The organism is Dethiosulfovibrio russensis (genome assembly GCF_021568855.1).
Taxonomy (GTDB): domain Bacteria; phylum Synergistota; class Synergistia; order Synergistales; family Dethiosulfovibrionaceae; genus Dethiosulfovibrio; species Dethiosulfovibrio russensis.
The window spans coordinates 53459-68870 of the sequence record NZ_JAKGUG010000004.1 but is presented as its reverse complement, the minus strand read 5'-3'; the positions used below and the strand labels follow the sequence as shown (position 1 = coordinate 68870).

General features: G+C 57.5%; 10 protein-coding genes. 8 read left to right on the top strand and 2 right to left on the bottom strand.

The annotated features are described in order from the left end of the window. Positions 1–10 precede the first annotated feature (10 nt). From L2W48_RS05410 to fusA, 8 genes are all read left to right on the top strand, one after another. The gene (locus L2W48_RS05410; protein ID WP_236098543.1) at positions 11–772 is read left to right on the top strand and encodes a type III pantothenate kinase; all 762 of its coding nucleotides are present in this window, start codon (positions 11–13) and stop codon (positions 770–772) included. Continuing rightward, on the top strand, positions 756–1793 hold the full coding sequence (locus tag L2W48_RS05405) for a tRNA dihydrouridine synthase (RefSeq protein WP_236098550.1): 1038 nt from the start codon (positions 756–758) through the stop codon (positions 1791–1793). The genes L2W48_RS05410 and L2W48_RS05405 overlap by 17 nt, the downstream gene beginning before the upstream one ends. Further along, positions 1786–3297 carry a lysine--tRNA ligase gene (gene lysS / locus L2W48_RS05400; protein ID WP_236098553.1) on the top strand — a complete coding sequence of 504 codons (1512 nt, stop codon included), beginning with the start codon at positions 1786–1788 and terminating at the stop codon, positions 3295–3297. Before L2W48_RS05405 ends, lysS begins: the two co-directional genes overlap by 8 nt. A 7-nt stretch (positions 3298–3304) precedes the next feature. After that, a complete protein-coding gene (gene ligA, locus L2W48_RS05395) occupies positions 3305–5329 on the top strand; it encodes an NAD-dependent DNA ligase LigA (RefSeq protein ID WP_236098559.1) in 2025 nt (674 codons plus the stop codon). Between the two features lie 3 nt (positions 5330–5332). Continuing rightward, the gene (gatC, locus tag L2W48_RS05390) at positions 5333–5626 is read left to right on the top strand and encodes an Asp-tRNA(Asn)/Glu-tRNA(Gln) amidotransferase subunit GatC (RefSeq protein ID WP_236098560.1); all 294 of its coding nucleotides are present in this window, start codon (positions 5333–5335) and stop codon (positions 5624–5626) included. Next, complete coding sequence (gatA, locus tag L2W48_RS05385; protein ID WP_236098565.1) at positions 5626–7098, top strand: Asp-tRNA(Asn)/Glu-tRNA(Gln) amidotransferase subunit GatA; 1473 nt, start codon at positions 5626–5628, stop codon at positions 7096–7098. Before gatC ends, gatA begins: the two co-directional genes overlap by 1 nt. Then, positions 7098–8567 (top strand): Asp-tRNA(Asn)/Glu-tRNA(Gln) amidotransferase subunit GatB, encoded by a 1470-nt coding sequence (gene gatB, locus L2W48_RS05380; protein ID WP_236098567.1) that lies wholly within the window; start codon positions 7098–7100, stop codon positions 8565–8567. The genes gatA and gatB overlap by 1 nt, the downstream gene beginning before the upstream one ends. Before the next feature lie 163 nt (positions 8568–8730). Further along, the gene (gene fusA / locus L2W48_RS05375; RefSeq protein WP_236098569.1) at positions 8731–10809 is read left to right on the top strand and encodes an elongation factor G; all 2079 of its coding nucleotides are present in this window, start codon (positions 8731–8733) and stop codon (positions 10807–10809) included. Positions 10810–10853: 44 nt separating this feature from the next. Here fusA and L2W48_RS05370 read toward each other — a convergent pair whose 3' ends face one another. Together L2W48_RS05370 and L2W48_RS05365 are read right to left on the bottom strand one after the other, a co-directional pair. Continuing rightward, positions 10854–12095 (bottom strand): glycerate kinase type-2 family protein, encoded by a 1242-nt coding sequence (locus tag L2W48_RS05370; protein ID WP_236098571.1) that lies wholly within the window; start codon positions 12093–12095, stop codon positions 10854–10856. Positions 12096–12175: 80 nt separating this feature from the next. Next, positions 12176–15403, bottom strand: a complete 3228-nt coding sequence (locus L2W48_RS05365; RefSeq protein ID WP_236098575.1) for an FAD-dependent oxidoreductase — start codon at positions 15401–15403, stop codon at positions 12176–12178. Between the last annotated feature and the right edge of the window lie 9 nt (positions 15404–15412).

Sequence of the window (15412 nt, the reverse complement as noted above, 5' to 3'; positions counted from 1 at the left end):
AGTGTAGACCATGATTCTGGTCATTGACGTAGGGAACACGACGACCGTTATAGGAGTATTCGAGGGAGACCGTCTGGTCCGACATTGGCGATTGGTGTCCGAGAGGAAAACTTCCGACGAGGTGGGGATCCTCCTGCTGAACCTGCTTATGCTTTCGTCAATCTCTCCGTCGGACATAACCGGGGCCGCCATGTCCAGCGTGGTCCCCTCTTTGGATCTCATAATAGCGGAGGCGGTCGAGTCCTACATAGGGGTTGGCTGTATAAGGGTCAACGCCGATCTCGACATAGGGCTTCTCATAGCATACGAAAACCGCTGGGAGGTCGGGGCCGACAGATTGGTCAACTCGGTGGCGGGAATATCCAAATATGGGGCGCCTCTGATAGTGGTGGATTTCGGAACAGCCATAACTCTGGACGTCATATCCGAAGACGGAGCTTATCTCGGAGGCACGATATCGCCGGGGTTGGTAACCAGCATGGACGCCCTTTTCGGCAAGACCTCCAAACTGCCGCAGGTGGCGCTGGAGGCTCCGGGATCGGTAATAGGGAAAAACACCAGGTGGGCCATTCAGTCCGGCGTAGTCTACGGTACCGCCGGTTCGGTGGATGCTCTGGTCCGCAGGATATGGAAGCAGATCGGAAGTGAGAGTCCCGTGATCGCCACCGGAGGACATTCGGCGACAGTCGCGTCGGTCTCGGAGACGATCTCCTCCCTGGAACCCTGGCTGACCCTGGAGGGATTGAGGTTGATATATGACAGGCTCACTTAGGCCTGGTATGGTGGGACCCTCCGTCATCGTAGGGGGGCTGGAACTGTCCAATCCGATAATGATGGCTCCTATGGCAGGAGTCACCCTTCCGGCGGTTAGAAGGATGTTCTGGCGGCTCGGAGCCGGGTTGGCTCACACCGAGATGGTCAGCTGTGCCGGACTTACGAGGAAGAACAGGAAGACTACGGAAATGCTTTTCAGGGCTCCCGGAGAGGGGCCTCTGGTTCTCCAGCTTTTCGCAGGGGACTCGGATACCCTCATGCGGGGTGCGGAGATCGCCCTGTCTTTGGGAGTTTCGTTCGATGCTTTGGGCATAAACATGGCCTGTCCCATGCCTAAGGTCCTCAAGAAGGGGGCCGGAGCCAGGCTCCTGGACCGACTGGATCTGGCGGTCGATATGGTCCGACGTCTGAGTTGCCTTGGCCTTCCCGTGTGGCCCAAGATAAGAAAGATAGTGCCGGACGGATCGGGACCGGATACGCTGGAGTTCGCGTCGGCTCTGGTGGAGGCAGGTGCGGCTAACGTAGGGGTCCATGGCAGGACCGCCTCTCAGAGATACGAGGGGACCTCCGATTTCGAAGAGGTCCGTCGGGTAGCCCAAGCTTTGCCCGGTGTTATATCCGCCTCCGGAGATATCTCCGGTCCTGAGGACGTGTCGAAGGCTCTGTCTGGAGGCTGTGTTTCGGTGTTTCTAGCCAGGGGAGGCGTGACCGATCCCTTCGTGTTGCCCCGAATCCTCTCTCACTTGGGCTATAATATCGGAGATCCGGTCTACGACGATCCGCCGTCTATCGAGACTAGGGCGGCTTTGTTTTCCGATCTCGCGGAAGATCTGTCGACCTTCCACGGGGAGAGGGTGGCCTTGGTCTTGTTGAAAAGATTGATGTCGGGGATCTTCCGGGGCGTACCCGGTTGTTCCTCCTACAGAAGGGCTATAGCGTCCGCGTCCGACTGGGGTGCCATGTACTCCCGTATCAGGGACTGGAGGCAATTTTTCGAAAGGGGAATAAAAGATGAGTGATATGGAACGGGGATCCTTGACTCCCGAGGAGGAGATACTCAGCCAGAGGATGGACAAGCTGAGGAGGTTGAGGGAGGAAGAGGGATACGATCCCTATGTCAACGAGAGCTGGGAAGTCGAGCAGACCCTGGTCGAGGTCCGTAGAGATCACGACGATATCGTCGTCGACGAGTCCAGAGAGGATGTCTCCCTTTCGGTGGCGGGCCGTCTTATGACAGTCAGAAAACAGGGAAAGGCCTCTTTCGCCAACATGCAGGACGAGACGGGGTCCATGCAGCTCTATTTCCGTCTGGATTCCATGGGAGAGGATCCCTACCGGTTCTTCAAGAAATGGATAGATGCCGGGGATATCATCGGTGTAGAGGGACATCCCTTCCGTACCAGGAGAGGGGAGCTTACCATAGCGGTAACTCGGTGCGTGCTTCTCAGCAAGGCATTGAGGCCCCTGCCTGAGAAGTGGCACGGTCTTACCGATACTGAGGTCCGCTACCGTAAGAGGTACGTCGACCTGATGGTAAATCCCGAGGTCAGGGACGTCTTTCGTCAGAGGGCGAGGATAATATCTTCGGTTAGAAAGACCCTCGAGGATCACGGTACCTTAGAGGTTGATACCCCTATCTTGTCTTACTTGGCTGGAGGGGCGAACGCCAGACCCTTCGTGACCCACCACAACGCCCTTGATTTGGATATGTACCTCCGTATAGCCACGGAGCTTCACCTCAAGAGGCTTGTCGTGGGGATGATGGGGCGAGTCTACGAGATGGGCAAGAACTTCCGCAACGAGGGAATGGACGCCATGCATAACCCCGAGTTCACTTGCATGGAGGTCTACTGGCCCTACAGCGACTACGTCGACATGATGGACCTCACAGAGGAGATAGCTAGAAAGGCGGCTATCGACGCCACAGGCAGCACCACGGTCACATGGCAGGGAACCGAGTTGGATCTTGGCAAACCCTTCCGTAGGGCCACCATGGTGGAGTTGGTCAAGGAGCATTGCGGGGTGGACTTCGACGGCATAGACGACGATAACGAGGCCCGCAGGATAGCCGAGGGCGAGGGACTGGCGCTGGAGGGCGACGAAAGTCGCTTCAAGGTTCTCACCATGATGGTGGAGGAATTCGTGGAGGAACATCTCGTGCAGCCCACCTTCGTCATGGGCCATCCCACCGAGATATCCCCTCTGTCCAAGAGGAATCCGGATAAGCCGGACTACACCCATCGTTTCGAGCTGTTCGTCTGCGGCAGCGAGGTGGCCAACGGTTTCAGCGAGCTCAACGACCCTATAGATCAGAGGGCCCGCTTCGAGGATCAGGCAAAATTGAAGGCGGCAGGAGACGAGGAGGGCCATCCCTTCGACGAGGACTTCGTCAACGCCCTGGAACAGGGGCTTCCTCCGACGGGAGGTCTGGGGATAGGCATAGACAGGCTGATTATGTTCCTGACGGACAGCAGATCCATAAGGGACGTTATCCTGTTTCCGACGATGAAGCCCAAGGCCTGATACCTCCATGGTCTCTCGGGATATCCTGAGGCGGTACGAAAGCCTCAAGAAAGAGATAGCCAGGCACGATCGTCTCTATTACGTGTTGGACAGCCCTGAGATCGACGACAGCTCTTACGACCGCATGATGAGGGAGCTTCTGGAACTGGAGAGAGAGCACCCGACCCTCGTATCAGACGATTCTCCCTCTCGCCGAGTAGGAGGCCGTCCTATGGACGGCTTCCTCAAGGTGGTACACTCCCACCCAATGCTGAGCCTGGACGACGTCTTCGACGTCTCGGAGCTTCGATCCTTTCTCTCCAGGGCGACCGGCCCCGTAAGTTCCTTCCCCTGGGTATGTGAGCTTAAAATAGACGGGCTGGCGGTCTCTCTGATCTACGAGGACGGGGTATTCGTAGGAGGGGCCACCAGAGGGGACGGTTCCGTCGGGGAGGACGTCACTTCCAACCTCTTGACGGTGAGATCGCTGCCTCTCAGGCTAGACATCGATGTGCCGGGAAAGCTGGAGGTCAGAGGCGAGGTCTACATGGCGAAGGACAGCTTCGCCGGGCTGAACGAGCGGAGGGAGGAGAAGGGGGATCCCCTTTTCGCCAATCCCAGAAACGCCGCTGCCGGAAGTCTGAGACAGCTGGACCCGAAGGTGGCAGCTGCAAGGCGGCTCGATTTGTTCGTCTACGCCGTGGTATCTCCAGAGGAGAGAGGCATAAATTCCCAGTCCGGTCTTTTGTCTTGGTTGAAAAAAGCGGGTCTGCCGGTCCAGGATGCATGGAAACTCTGTTCTGACCTGGATGAGGTGGAGGCATTCGTGGCCCGGTGGCGGGAAGAGCGTTTCTCTCTTTCCTACGTCACCGACGGGGTGGTGGTGAAGGCCGATCCCGTGGAGCAGTGGGACAGGCTCGGTCGAACAGCCAGGGCTCCGAGATGGGCCGTGGCCTATAAATATCCTCCGGAGGAGAAGACCACCGTCCTGAAGGAAATAGAGATATCGGTGGGCAGGACCGGTGCCATGACCCCGGTGGCCATACTGGAACCGGTTCAACTGGCCGGCAGCGTTGTCCGTCGTGCCAGTCTGCATAACGAGGACGAGATACATAGGAAGGACGTCAGGATAGGAGACAGGGTCAAGGTCCGAAAGGCCGGCGAGATAATACCGGAGATAGTGTCGGTGGACTTGGAGGCCCGTAACGGAACGGAGATTCCCTTCGAGATGCCTCGCAACTGCCCTATCTGCGGCTCCGAGGCGGTTCGTCTTCCCGACGAGTCCGCCTGGAGGTGCCCCAATAAGTCCTGTCCCGCCCAGATGAACGAGGAGCTGAGGCACTTTGCCTCCAGAGGATGCATGGATATTAGAGGTCTCGGAGAGAGGGTGGCTTCTCAGCTGGTGGGATCCGGTTTGGTTAGGGACTTGGCCGACCTCTACGACCTTAGAGAAGAACAGATAATCTCGTTGGACAGGATGGGTCCTAAATCGGCGTCCAATTTGATCTCAGCCATAAGGGGATCCAAGGACCGTCCTCTGGCGGCTCTTTTGGCGGGGCTGGGTATAAGGCACGTAGGCAAGGGGGTGGCCGAGCTTCTGGTGGAACGTTACGGATCCATGGAGGCCCTTCGTCAAGCCGATCCGGAGGAACTCGGTTCTGTCGATGGTATCGGTCCCGCCATAGCCGCGTCGCTGGAGGCCTTTTTCTCCGACGACGGAAACATCCGAACTCTCGATAGGTTGATGGATCACGGAGTCCGAATGGAGGAGAGGCGGCCTGAGACGTCGCCGGACTGGAAACCGCTCTCGGGAACGACCTTCGTCTTCACCGGAGAGCTGAAAAGGGCGAGTCGTTCGGAGGTTCAGGAGCTGGTGAAGTCCATGGGAGGCAAGGCCACATCTTCCGTGAGCGGCAAAACCGGCTACGTGGTGGCAGGAGAATCGCCGGGGAGCAAGCTCGATAAGGCCGTATCGCTGGGAATCCCCGTCTTGGACGAAGATGGATTCTACGAGATGGTCGACTCCCTTGCCGGTAAAGAAAAGGAGGAATAGACGATGAAAATAACCCCTGAAGACGTCAGGAAGGTGGGGTTGCTGGCCCGACTTGAGGTAGGAGAAGACGAAGTCGGACCTTTGACGGAGCACTTCAACACGATCCTGGACTATTTCGGCAAGATGGAGGAGCTGGATCTGTCCGATGTGGATCCCTTCACTATAGAGGACGCCGAGCCCCTGAAGCTCCGCAAGGACGAGCCGGTTCGCTGGGAGAACAGGGACGCCATATTGGATCAGTCCCCCTCGCGGGAGGGCGATTTCATAAAGGTGCCTAGAATAGGAGGGGATGCGTGATGGAGCTTTTCAGACTTTCCGCGATGGAGATAGCGTCCGGCGTCAGAGATGGACGTTTCTCCGCCGAGGATGTCGTTCGTTCCTGCCTCTCCAGGATAGAGTCCAAGGAGCCCGAGATCCATGCCATGCTTACCGTTACGGCCGACGCCGCCATCGCCCGAGCCAGGGAATTGGACGGGCGAAGATCTTCCGGAGAGGACCTGGGGCCTCTCGGAGGGGTTCCGGTGATACTGAAGGACAACATGTGTACGGCAGGGATAAAGACCACCTGTGCCAGCAGGATACTCGAGGAATGGGTCCCCCCTTATGACGCCACGGTGGTGAGGCTTCTATTCGAAGCAGGAGCGGTCCTTCTTGGCAAGGCCAACATGGACGAGTTCGCCATGGGCGGATCCACCGAGAACTCGGCCTTCGGTGTCACCTCCAACCCCTGGGCGCTTGACAGGGTTCCAGGGGGAAGTTCCGGAGGAAGTGCCGCCGCGGTCGCAGCGGGATATGCCCCTATCGCCTTGGGCAGCGATACAGGCGGTTCCATCCGTCAGCCCGCTTCTTTTTGCGGAGTCTACGGCCTGAAACCTACCTACGGAAGAACGAGCCGCTACGGCTTGGTCGCCTTTGCGTCCTCTCTGGACCAGATAGGTCCCTTCGCCAGGACCGCCGAGGACATTGCCCTGGTGATGGAGGTTCTGGGAGTTCACGATCCAATGGATTCCACCAGTCAGCCGGTACCCGCGGACGAGTTCTCCCAGGCCCTGGCCGCTCGAGATCTGAAGGGAAAGAGGATCGGCTATCTCAAAGAGGTCGCCGAGTACGATTATGATGAAAGGATGAAAAAGGCTCTCTCCGAAGCGATGAAGGCCTGTGAGGAGGCCGGGGCGGAGATGGTCGAGATATCTCTGGGAACCGCCATCGATCACGGATTGGCCAGCTATTACATACTGGCTCCTGCCGAGGCTAGCTCCAACTTGGCCCGTTTCGACGGAGTTCGTTATGGATCGTCCTCAAAGGATTCTGAGAGTCTGATGGAGCTTTATCTCAAGACGAGAAAGGACGGTTTCGGGGACGAGGTCAAAAGGCGTATCCTGACAGGGAATTACGTTCTGAGCGCCGGTTTCTACGATGCCTATTATCTGAAGGCTCAGAAGGTGCGAAAGGTCATCAAGCAGGAGTTTGCCAAGGCCTTCGAAAAGGTCGATTCCATAATACTGCCGCCCTCTCCGACCCCGGCCTTCAAGGTCGGTGAGTTGATAGACGATCCGATCGCCATGTACATGGCCGACGTTTTCACCATTCCGGTCAACATGGCGGGGCTTCCGGGAATATCCATCAACGTCGGTTTTTCCGAGGAAGGCCTTCCTCTTGGAGTCCAGTTCATAGCTCCCCGATGGGGCGAGAAAGAGCTTCTCTCCACCGCTGCGGTGATGGAACACCGTTTCGGAGGGGCCAAAATAGCCGATGGAGGTGATCTGTGATGTCCCTGACCTTTACGACCGTCATAGGGCTGGAGATACACGTACAGTTGAACACCAGGACAAAGCTTTTCTGCGGCTGTTCCACCGATTACATAGGAGCGACGCCCAACACCAATATATGTCCTCTCTGCACCGGTCAGCCCGGAACCCTTCCGGTTCTGAACGAGAGAGTTGTTGAGCTCGGTGTCAGAGCCGGTCTGGCCTTGGGGTGTACTATAAACCGGGTTACCCGCTTCGACAGGAAGAACTATTTTTACCCGGATCTGCCCAAGGCATACCAGATCTCCGAGTTTTACGTTCCTCTTGCGGAGAAGGGAGAGGTTACTGTCACAGGCGACGACGGTAAGCCCTATAAAGTCGGCATAACCAGGCTTCATCTCGAGGAGGACGCGGGAAAGCTGGTCCACGGAGCCTCGGACGGTCGTATCGTCGGATCCACCCAGTCCTTCGTTGACTACAACCGCTCCAGCGTTCCCCTGGCGGAGATAGTATCCGAGCCGGACATAACTTCCCCCAGGATGGCCAAGGAATACGTCGCCACCCTCCGTCAGATGGTCAGATATCTCGGCGTTTCCGACGGGGACATGGAAAAGGGGTCCATGAGGGTCGACGCCAACATATCCCTCAAGGTATCGGATGGACGGTGGGGCAACAGGGTCGAGGTCAAAAATATGAACTCCCTCAGAGCCCTGGAGAGGGCTTTGGAGTTCGAGATTAGACGTCAGGGCGCTATCCTCTCCGACGGAGGAGAGATCCATCAGGAGACCCGTAACTGGGACGACAGCGCCGGAGAGACCAGCTCGTCCAGGAGCAAGGAGGAGTCCAACGACTACCGTTACTTCACCGAGCCCGATCTTCCCCCACTGGTTCTGTCGGATAGCTACGTAGAGGACATAGAGAGGGATTTGCCCGAGCTTCCATGGGACAAGAAGGCCCGATATGAGAGGGACTTCGACCTCCCCCAGGACGATATCTCGGTACTTACGGAGCAAAAGGACCTGGCCGAGTATTTCGAGGCCTGCGTGGAGGCCGGGGCGTCTCCCGCCAGGGCCTCCAACTGGATAAGGACAGAGGTGCTTCGGGTATTGAACGAAAGGGGAGGGCATATCTCCGAGTTCTCTCTGTCTCCGGCCGCTCTTGTCGAGTTGCTGCGGATGGTGGAGGGCAAAAAGCTTTCGACCACGGCGGCAAAAGAGGTCTTCGACGCCATGGTATCCAGGGAGATCTCCCTGAAAGAGGCCATAGATGCCTGTGGTGTGACCGCCGGGAACCTCTCGGGAGACGGACTGGCCTCTTTGGTCCAATCCGTCCTGGAGGCCAACGGAGACGTAGTCGAAGTGATCCGTTCCGGCGATGACAAAAAGGACAAAAAACGCAAGTTCCTTCAGGGACAGGTCATGAAGGAAGCCAGAGGGCAGGCGGACCCCAGGGAGGTCGCCAAGATACTGGATATCGAATTACCCCGATGATCAGAGACTACTGATCTGGTACAATAGTGGCGGTTCCCCCTGCTCCCGAGGCGTGGGGAGGGGGAACCCGCTTCATCGGGAGTCCCTGTTTTTGGACCGTCGTCGAAGCATCGGAATCTGAATCGTCACCAGCGCTAACGCTGAGTCTCAAGGAGGTACGAAGATGGGGTACAAGCCAGAAGATATTCGATCGATTGCAATCGTCGCACATGGCGGAGCGGGAAAGACCTCGCTGACCGAGGCAATGCTGTTCGACACCGGCGTGATAAACCGGTTAGGTAGCGTAGAGAACGGCAACACCGTAACCGACTTCGGATCCGAGGAGCAAAAGCGTCAGATCTCCATCAGCACGGCCCTCGCCAACGTGGAGTATGGGGGCAAGACCATATTCATGATGGACGTTCCCGGTTACGCCGATTTTCTGGGAGAGATGCGGTCCGCCATGAGGGTGGCCGATTCGTCCTTGATGGTCGTTAGCGCCGTGGACGGAGTAGAGGTCCAGACGGGAAAGGCCTGGGAGTTTGCCGAGGACTTCGGTACCCCCGTCGCTTTCTTCGTCAACAAGATGGACAGGGATAACGCCGACTATCAGAGAACGGTCGAGGATATCCGAGAGCAACTCAGCAAAAAAGCCCATAGTTTCTTCCTGCCGATAGGTCAGGAATCGGAATTCAAGGGCCTTATCGACGTCCTTCGGGAGAAGGCCTATATCTACAAGGGAGACGGCAGCAAGGATTTCGACGAGGTCCCGGTCCCGGCGGATCTAAAGGACACCATGAACGTCCAGAGAGGACAGCTTGTGGAAAACATCGTCGAGGAAGACGACGATATGATGATGCGCTATCTCGACGGAGAGGAGATTCCCCTGGAGGAGATGTGGCCCCTTCTCAGAAAGGCCATATCGGAGAGAAAGATATTCCCCATACTGCCTGGCTCCGCAACTGCCAACGTCGGTATAATGCAGCTTCTCGGGGTGATAGCCGACGAACTTCCATCCCCCTTGGAGACCCGGTCCCGTATGGCCGTCGACGGCGAGGAAGAGGTCGAGATGAGCCCCGATCCCTCCGGCCCGTTTTCCGCACTGTGTTTCAAGGTCATGGTCGATCCCTATGTGGGTAAGCTCAGCTTCATAAGGGTGAACTCGGGAACCTTGACCTCCGATCAGATGATATATAACGTAAACCGTCAGGAAGAGGAGCGCATAAGCGGTTTCAAGATCATGCAGGGCAAGGACGGCAAGGACGTAAAGGAACTTACCGTCGGCATGATCGTCGCCATTCCCAAGCTTCAGAGCACCAGGGTAGGAGACACCCTTTCGGTCAAGGGCGCTACCGCCGTGTTCCCTCCGATAAAATTCCCCCTTCCGGTCTACAGCATAGCTGTAGACGCCAAGAGCAGGGCCGACGAGGACAAGCTTTCCACCGCCATGCACAAGATGTTGGAGGAGGATCCTATACTAAAGTTCGAGAAGAACGCCGAGACCGGCGACAACGTCCTGTCCGGAATGGGCAACCTTCATCTGGACATAGTGCTCTCCCGCATAAAGGAGCGTTACGGCGTAGAGCTGGAGGTCAGGACTCCTGAGGTTCCCTATAGAGAGACCATCAGGAAGACAGCCAAGGCCCAGGGAAAACACAAGAAGCAGACCGGAGGTCACGGTCAATACGGGGACGTTCACATAGAGTTCTCTCCCCTTCCGACCGGAGAGGGATTCGTCTTCGAGGACAAGATCGTCGGAGGGGCCGTTCCAAAACAGTATATTCCGGCGGTGGAGAAGGGGCTCAAGGAAGCTCTCGACAAGGGAGTCCTGGCGGGATTCCGTACCGTCGATTTCAAGGCCACCTTGGTTTTCGGCTCATATCACGATGTGGACAGCTCGGAAATGGCCTTCAAAACCGCTGCACATCTGGCCTTCAAGAAAGGGATATCCGAGGCAAATCCGGTCCTTCTCGAACCGGTCATGAACGTCGAGGTGACTGTTGCGGATGACTATCTTGGAGACGTTATGGGAGACATGAACACCAGGAGAGGGCGTATCATGGGAGTCGACTCTATGGGACGGCTTCAGATAGTGAAGGCCCAGGTGCCCCTGGCGGAGATGTTCCAGTACGCCATTCAGCTTCGGTCCATGACGTCCGGCAGAGGGAACTTCACCATGTCATATTCCCACTACGACCCGGTCCCGGAGGAGATCTCCAAGAAGGTAATAGCAAGAAGGCAGTCTGAGACGGAAGAGGAATAACAGATAAAATCAAGGGCTCGGGGAAAATCCCGAGCCCTTCGCCGTTATCGTTTTAAGAGTAGGATCAGATCGTTCACGTTTGTGCCGGTGGGGCCGGTTATTATCAGGTCCTCCGATGCCTTCAGTGCTCGGTAGCTATCGTTGTCCTCCAGGAGGGCGATCGGATCTATTCCAGAGGCCCTCATTCTGGAGATCGAGTCTCCGTCAACCATTCCCCCTGCCGCATCGGTAGGTCCGTCGGTCCCGTCGGATCCTACCGATGCCACCACGGCGTTCTCGACTTCATCCATCCCTACGGCGGCCGACAGGACCAGCTCCTGATTCCTGCCGCCTTTGCCCTCTCCTTTGAGATGAACCACCGTTTCCCCTCCGAGAATCAAGGCCCTGGGGTTATCCCTGCCTCTTTTCCTGGCGATGGCCGCCAGAAAGCTGCCAGCCTGTCGAGCCTCGCAGTTCAGATCTTCCGCCAGAATTTCAGTCTCGTATCCCAGCTGATTCGCTTTTTCAGCCGCGGAGGTACAGAGTCGGTAGACGTCTCCCAGTACTATGGTCTCGACCTTATCGAGGACTTTGGGCGTCTCCGTTTTCAGCGCTTCTTTCGCCGCCCGGGATAGCCTAATTCCGTATTTTAGGGCTACCTCCATGGCCTCTTCCGCGGTGCCGTCGTCCGGAACTGTGGGGCCGGACGCCACCGAACCGAGATCGTTTCCCAGCACGTCGGAGAGTATCAGGTTGGTTATAGAGGAGGGGGAGGCAGCCAGTGCCAACCGCCCTGCCTTGACCTGCGAAAGCCTCTTCCTTATTTTATTGATCTCCTCTATTGGAGCTCCGGAGGACAGAAGAGAATCGGTGATCTCTGCCATGTCCCTCAGGGAGACCCCTTCGAGAGGGAACTCCATCAGAGAGGATCCGCCTCCGGACAGGAGCACTAATAGACGGTCCTTTTTCGTCGTGGAATGGACCAGGTCGAGAGCGGCTTTACCGGCCTCCAGGCTTTTCCCGTCCGGAACGGGATGGCCGCTCTCGATTATAGACATTCCTGCGACGTCTCCTCCGGAGTGGCCGTATTTCGTCACGATCAAGCCCCTGGAGATCCTGTCTCCGAGCACCTCCGACGTGGCCTTGGCCATGGTCCAAGCCGCCTTGCCCACCGCCAGGCAGACGATGGGGCCCTTCAGGTCCATCGATTGAAGGGTTTCTCTAGTCGATCGGTCCGGAAGGTTTTTCTCCAGGCTGTAACGGATTATCTCCAGACAGTCCTCCCTGAGTTTTTTAGTCTTTCCCATTTGGTCTTTCCTCCTCCGGATCGGGAATAGAGAAGGGGCCGGAGGATTTCCTCCGACCCCGAAAATACCCTGAAAACGGTCTATCTTACCGCTGCCATCTCCAGGTTCATCCTTCTGGCGGTGGCGGACAGGATCCAGCCCAGCTCCTTGGCCTCCTCGAAGATCCTGGGGCCCTGGTTGCAGGACACGGTTCTGCCTGTCATGTTTGTCATGGTGCCCCGTTTCTCCGCCCATGCCGTCATGGGAAGGGCAAGGGTGGCCTTAGATGCCTCGGCCTTGCCGTTGGTCGCTACGAAAACTACGGAGGAGTTCAACTCGAATCCCGATACCGCGCCTACCAATACGGTGAGGTCGTAGGATTCCTTCTTGACCTCCTCGATGGACTTGGTCGCGATCGAGCAGTCTATGGCTCCCTGGACGTTGGCTCCCCTGTAGAGAGGGTAGACCGATTTGGTCTTGAGGACGTCCGCCAGGGCGATCACTGCCTCTCCTGCGTCGGAGTCGTAACCTGCGCCCTTGCCGACGATTATGGCGATCTTTTTAGCCTTGCCTAGGAATTCTGCAGCCTTGGCGATGTTTTCTCCGTCGCTCTTTCCGTCCACGATGGCGGATTTCAAGGCTTTGGCGACCTTATCCACCGAGTCTTTCAGGACGACGGCTCCCCCCATGTCGAAACGGTCGCTGTGGGATCCTGCGTAGATCATGGCTGCGCCGTTTTTCCTCATGGCCCGGCGAATCCAGGAGGCCATGACCGGCTGATCCTGAGACAGGTCGTCGTCCAGAAGAAGAACGCAGTCGGCCTCTATGAGGCTGTCGTATCCGGCACCGGAGGACTTGCAGCCCCAGGAGCTCTCCATAGCGGAGGTCAGACCGGCGAAGCAGTCCACCCCGTCCACCGCGATGTCGGCGTCGATTCCTGAGAGCTTGACGAACTCGGTTACCGCTTCCATCTCCTCGTTGGTCAGATTGCCTCCGAGGACGAATGCTACCTTGGATGCCTTCTTGACCGAGTCCGCGAGCTTGGTCGCTCCCTCGGACCAGGATATGGTCTTTCCCGACGCCATAGGCGAACCTATGCGATCCTCTGAGACGTCGTCGAACTGGTAGCGTCCCTTGACGCAGGTCATTCCGAAGGCCGGACTGTCCACCTTGTTGAAGTCGCTGGTGATCCTGACGATTCTCTCCTTCGATGTGTCGAGGTTCATGTCTATCTCGCATCCCACCGGACACTTGGCGCAGGTGGTGCTGACGAGGGATGGCTTTTCCTGGTGAGGCCAGCGCTCGGCTCTCTTCTCGACCAAGGCGCCTACGGGGCAGTTCTGGACGCAGAGGCCGCAGAATGTGCAGTCCGATGCATCTATACCCTTGAAGTACTCCGGCGAGATGGTGGAGGAGAAGCCCCTCTTGGCGAAATCTATGGCGTGGAATCCGGCTATCTCGTCGCAGGTCCGGACGCACTGTCCGCAGAGGATGCACTTGTCCATGTTGCGGACGTAGAACTCGTTGGCCTCCTCTATGCCCTTTCCGTGCTCGCCTGCGACCCTCTCCGGGTTGACCTCGTAGTCTATGGCGTAGCGGCGTAGCTTGCACTCGAACACGTCGGGGCATCCACACTCCATGCAGCGGGAGGCGTCTCTGAGAACCTGCTCCTCCGTAAGCCCCGCATCGTATTCCTCGAAGGGCTTGCTGAGCCTTATGGCTGGATCGACGTGGGCGGTCTGCTCCCTGGGCTGTTTCTCCCTGTCGAGGAAGTCGTCGGGTCCCAGGTCGTCTCGAACCACGTCGTAGACGAAGGGTTTCTTCGCCTTGCCTGTGGTCAGATAGTGATGGATGCTCTCCGCAGCCCAGTGTCCCGTTCCGAGGGCCTCGACGGCTATCTTGGGGCCGGTCTGCTGGTCTCCGCATACGAAAACGCCTGGAAGAGGGGTCTCGAAGTCTCCGTCGACGGTCATCCTGCGTCCGTCGTGGATGGAGGAGGGCAGTCCCTGGAAATCGATTCCCTGACCGATGGCAGCTATGACGTTGTCCAGCTCGAGGGTGAAGGTCTCTCCGGTCGGTACAGGACGGCGTCTGCCGGAGGCGTCGGCCTCGCCGAGCTCCATCTTCTCGCAGACCATCCTCTCGACCTTTCCGTCTCCCTCGATGGACTTGGGAGCTGCCAGGAAGATGAACTCAATGCCTTCCTCCTTGGCCTCCTGTATCTCTATGGCCTCAGCCGGCATCTCTGCCTCGGTGCGGCGATATACGATGTAGACCTTTTCCGCTCCGAGCCTCTTTGCACAGCGACAGGCGTCCATGGCGGTGTTACCGCCTCCCACCACCGCTACCCTGTTGCCGATCTTGATCGGATCGTGAAGGTTGACGGTGTAGAGGAAGTCTATTCCACCCAGAACTCCGGGAAGATCCTCTCCGGCGGTCCTCATGGAGGAGGATTTCCAGCAGCCCATGGCCAGGAGAACTGCGTCGTATTCGTCCCTGAGCTGATCGAGGGTGACGTCCTTGCCCATGCAGGTGTTGAGCTTGACCTCTATACCGTGGGACAGAAGCCAATCGCATTCCTTCTGTATGACCTCCTGGGGAAGACGGTAGTCCGGTATGCCGTAACGCATCATTCCGCCGAGAGCGGCCTCTTTCTCTATCACCGTGACGGAATATCCCTTGAGACGGAGGTAATAGGCGGCACTCATGCCTCCAGGGCCTCCTCCGACGATCGCTACGGATTTCCCGTTTTCCTTTATGGAGGGGATGTATCCGAGGTCGCCGTTTTCCATGGCTCTGTCTCCGATAAACCTCTTGATGTTGCGTATCGATACCGGTTCCTCGTCGACGAAATGCCTGCGGCATTTCTCCTGGCAGGGAGCGGGGCAGACCCGTCCTATCGAGCTCGGAAGGACGATGTTTTCGTGGAGGATGTCCAGGGCCTCGGCGAACTTACCCTGGGCCGCCGTGTTGATGTAGCCCTGTACGTTTGCCTGAGCGGGACAGGCCAGGGTGCATGGAGGCCTGCAGTCTCCTACGTGGTCCGACAGGAGAAGCTCGAGGGCCAGTCTCCTGGCGTCGTTGGCTCTTTTAGTGTCGGTTCTTAACACCATGTTGGGAGCTATGGTGGAGGAACAGGCTCTGACGAGGGCCTTGGCTCCTTCCACCTCGACCAGACACAGCGAACAGCCTCCATGGATGGATAGGTGTTCGTTGTAACAGAGGGTGGGGATCTCCACACCGCACTCGGCGCAGAGGTCCAGTATCCTCTGTCCCTGGTAGCCGTAGACTTCCTTGTCGTTGAGGATAACTCTTACGTTTCTTTCCATAGCCATGAG

Coding starts and splice junctions, on each gene's coding strand:
- L2W48_RS05410 (WP_236098543.1), top strand. CDS start 11: ATGATTCTGGTCATTGACGTAGGGAACACGACGACCGTTATAGGAGTA.
- L2W48_RS05405 (WP_236098550.1), top strand. CDS start 756: ATGACAGGCTCACTTAGGCCTGGTATGGTGGGACCCTCCGTCATCGTA.
- lysS (WP_236098553.1), top strand. CDS start 1,786: ATGAGTGATATGGAACGGGGATCCTTGACTCCCGAGGAGGAGATACTC.
- ligA (WP_236098559.1), top strand. CDS start 3,305: ATGGTCTCTCGGGATATCCTGAGGCGGTACGAAAGCCTCAAGAAAGAG.
- gatC (WP_236098560.1), top strand. CDS start 5,333: ATGAAAATAACCCCTGAAGACGTCAGGAAGGTGGGGTTGCTGGCCCGA.
- gatA (WP_236098565.1), top strand. CDS start 5,626: ATGGAGCTTTTCAGACTTTCCGCGATGGAGATAGCGTCCGGCGTCAGA.
- gatB (WP_236098567.1), top strand. CDS start 7,098: ATGTCCCTGACCTTTACGACCGTCATAGGGCTGGAGATACACGTACAG.
- fusA (WP_236098569.1), top strand. CDS start 8,731: ATGGGGTACAAGCCAGAAGATATTCGATCGATTGCAATCGTCGCACAT.
- L2W48_RS05370 (WP_236098571.1), bottom strand. CDS start 12,095: ATGGGAAAGACTAAAAAACTCAGGGAGGACTGTCTGGAGATAATCCGT.
- L2W48_RS05365 (WP_236098575.1), bottom strand. CDS start 15,403: ATGGAAAGAAACGTAAGAGTTATCCTCAACGACAAGGAAGTCTACGGC.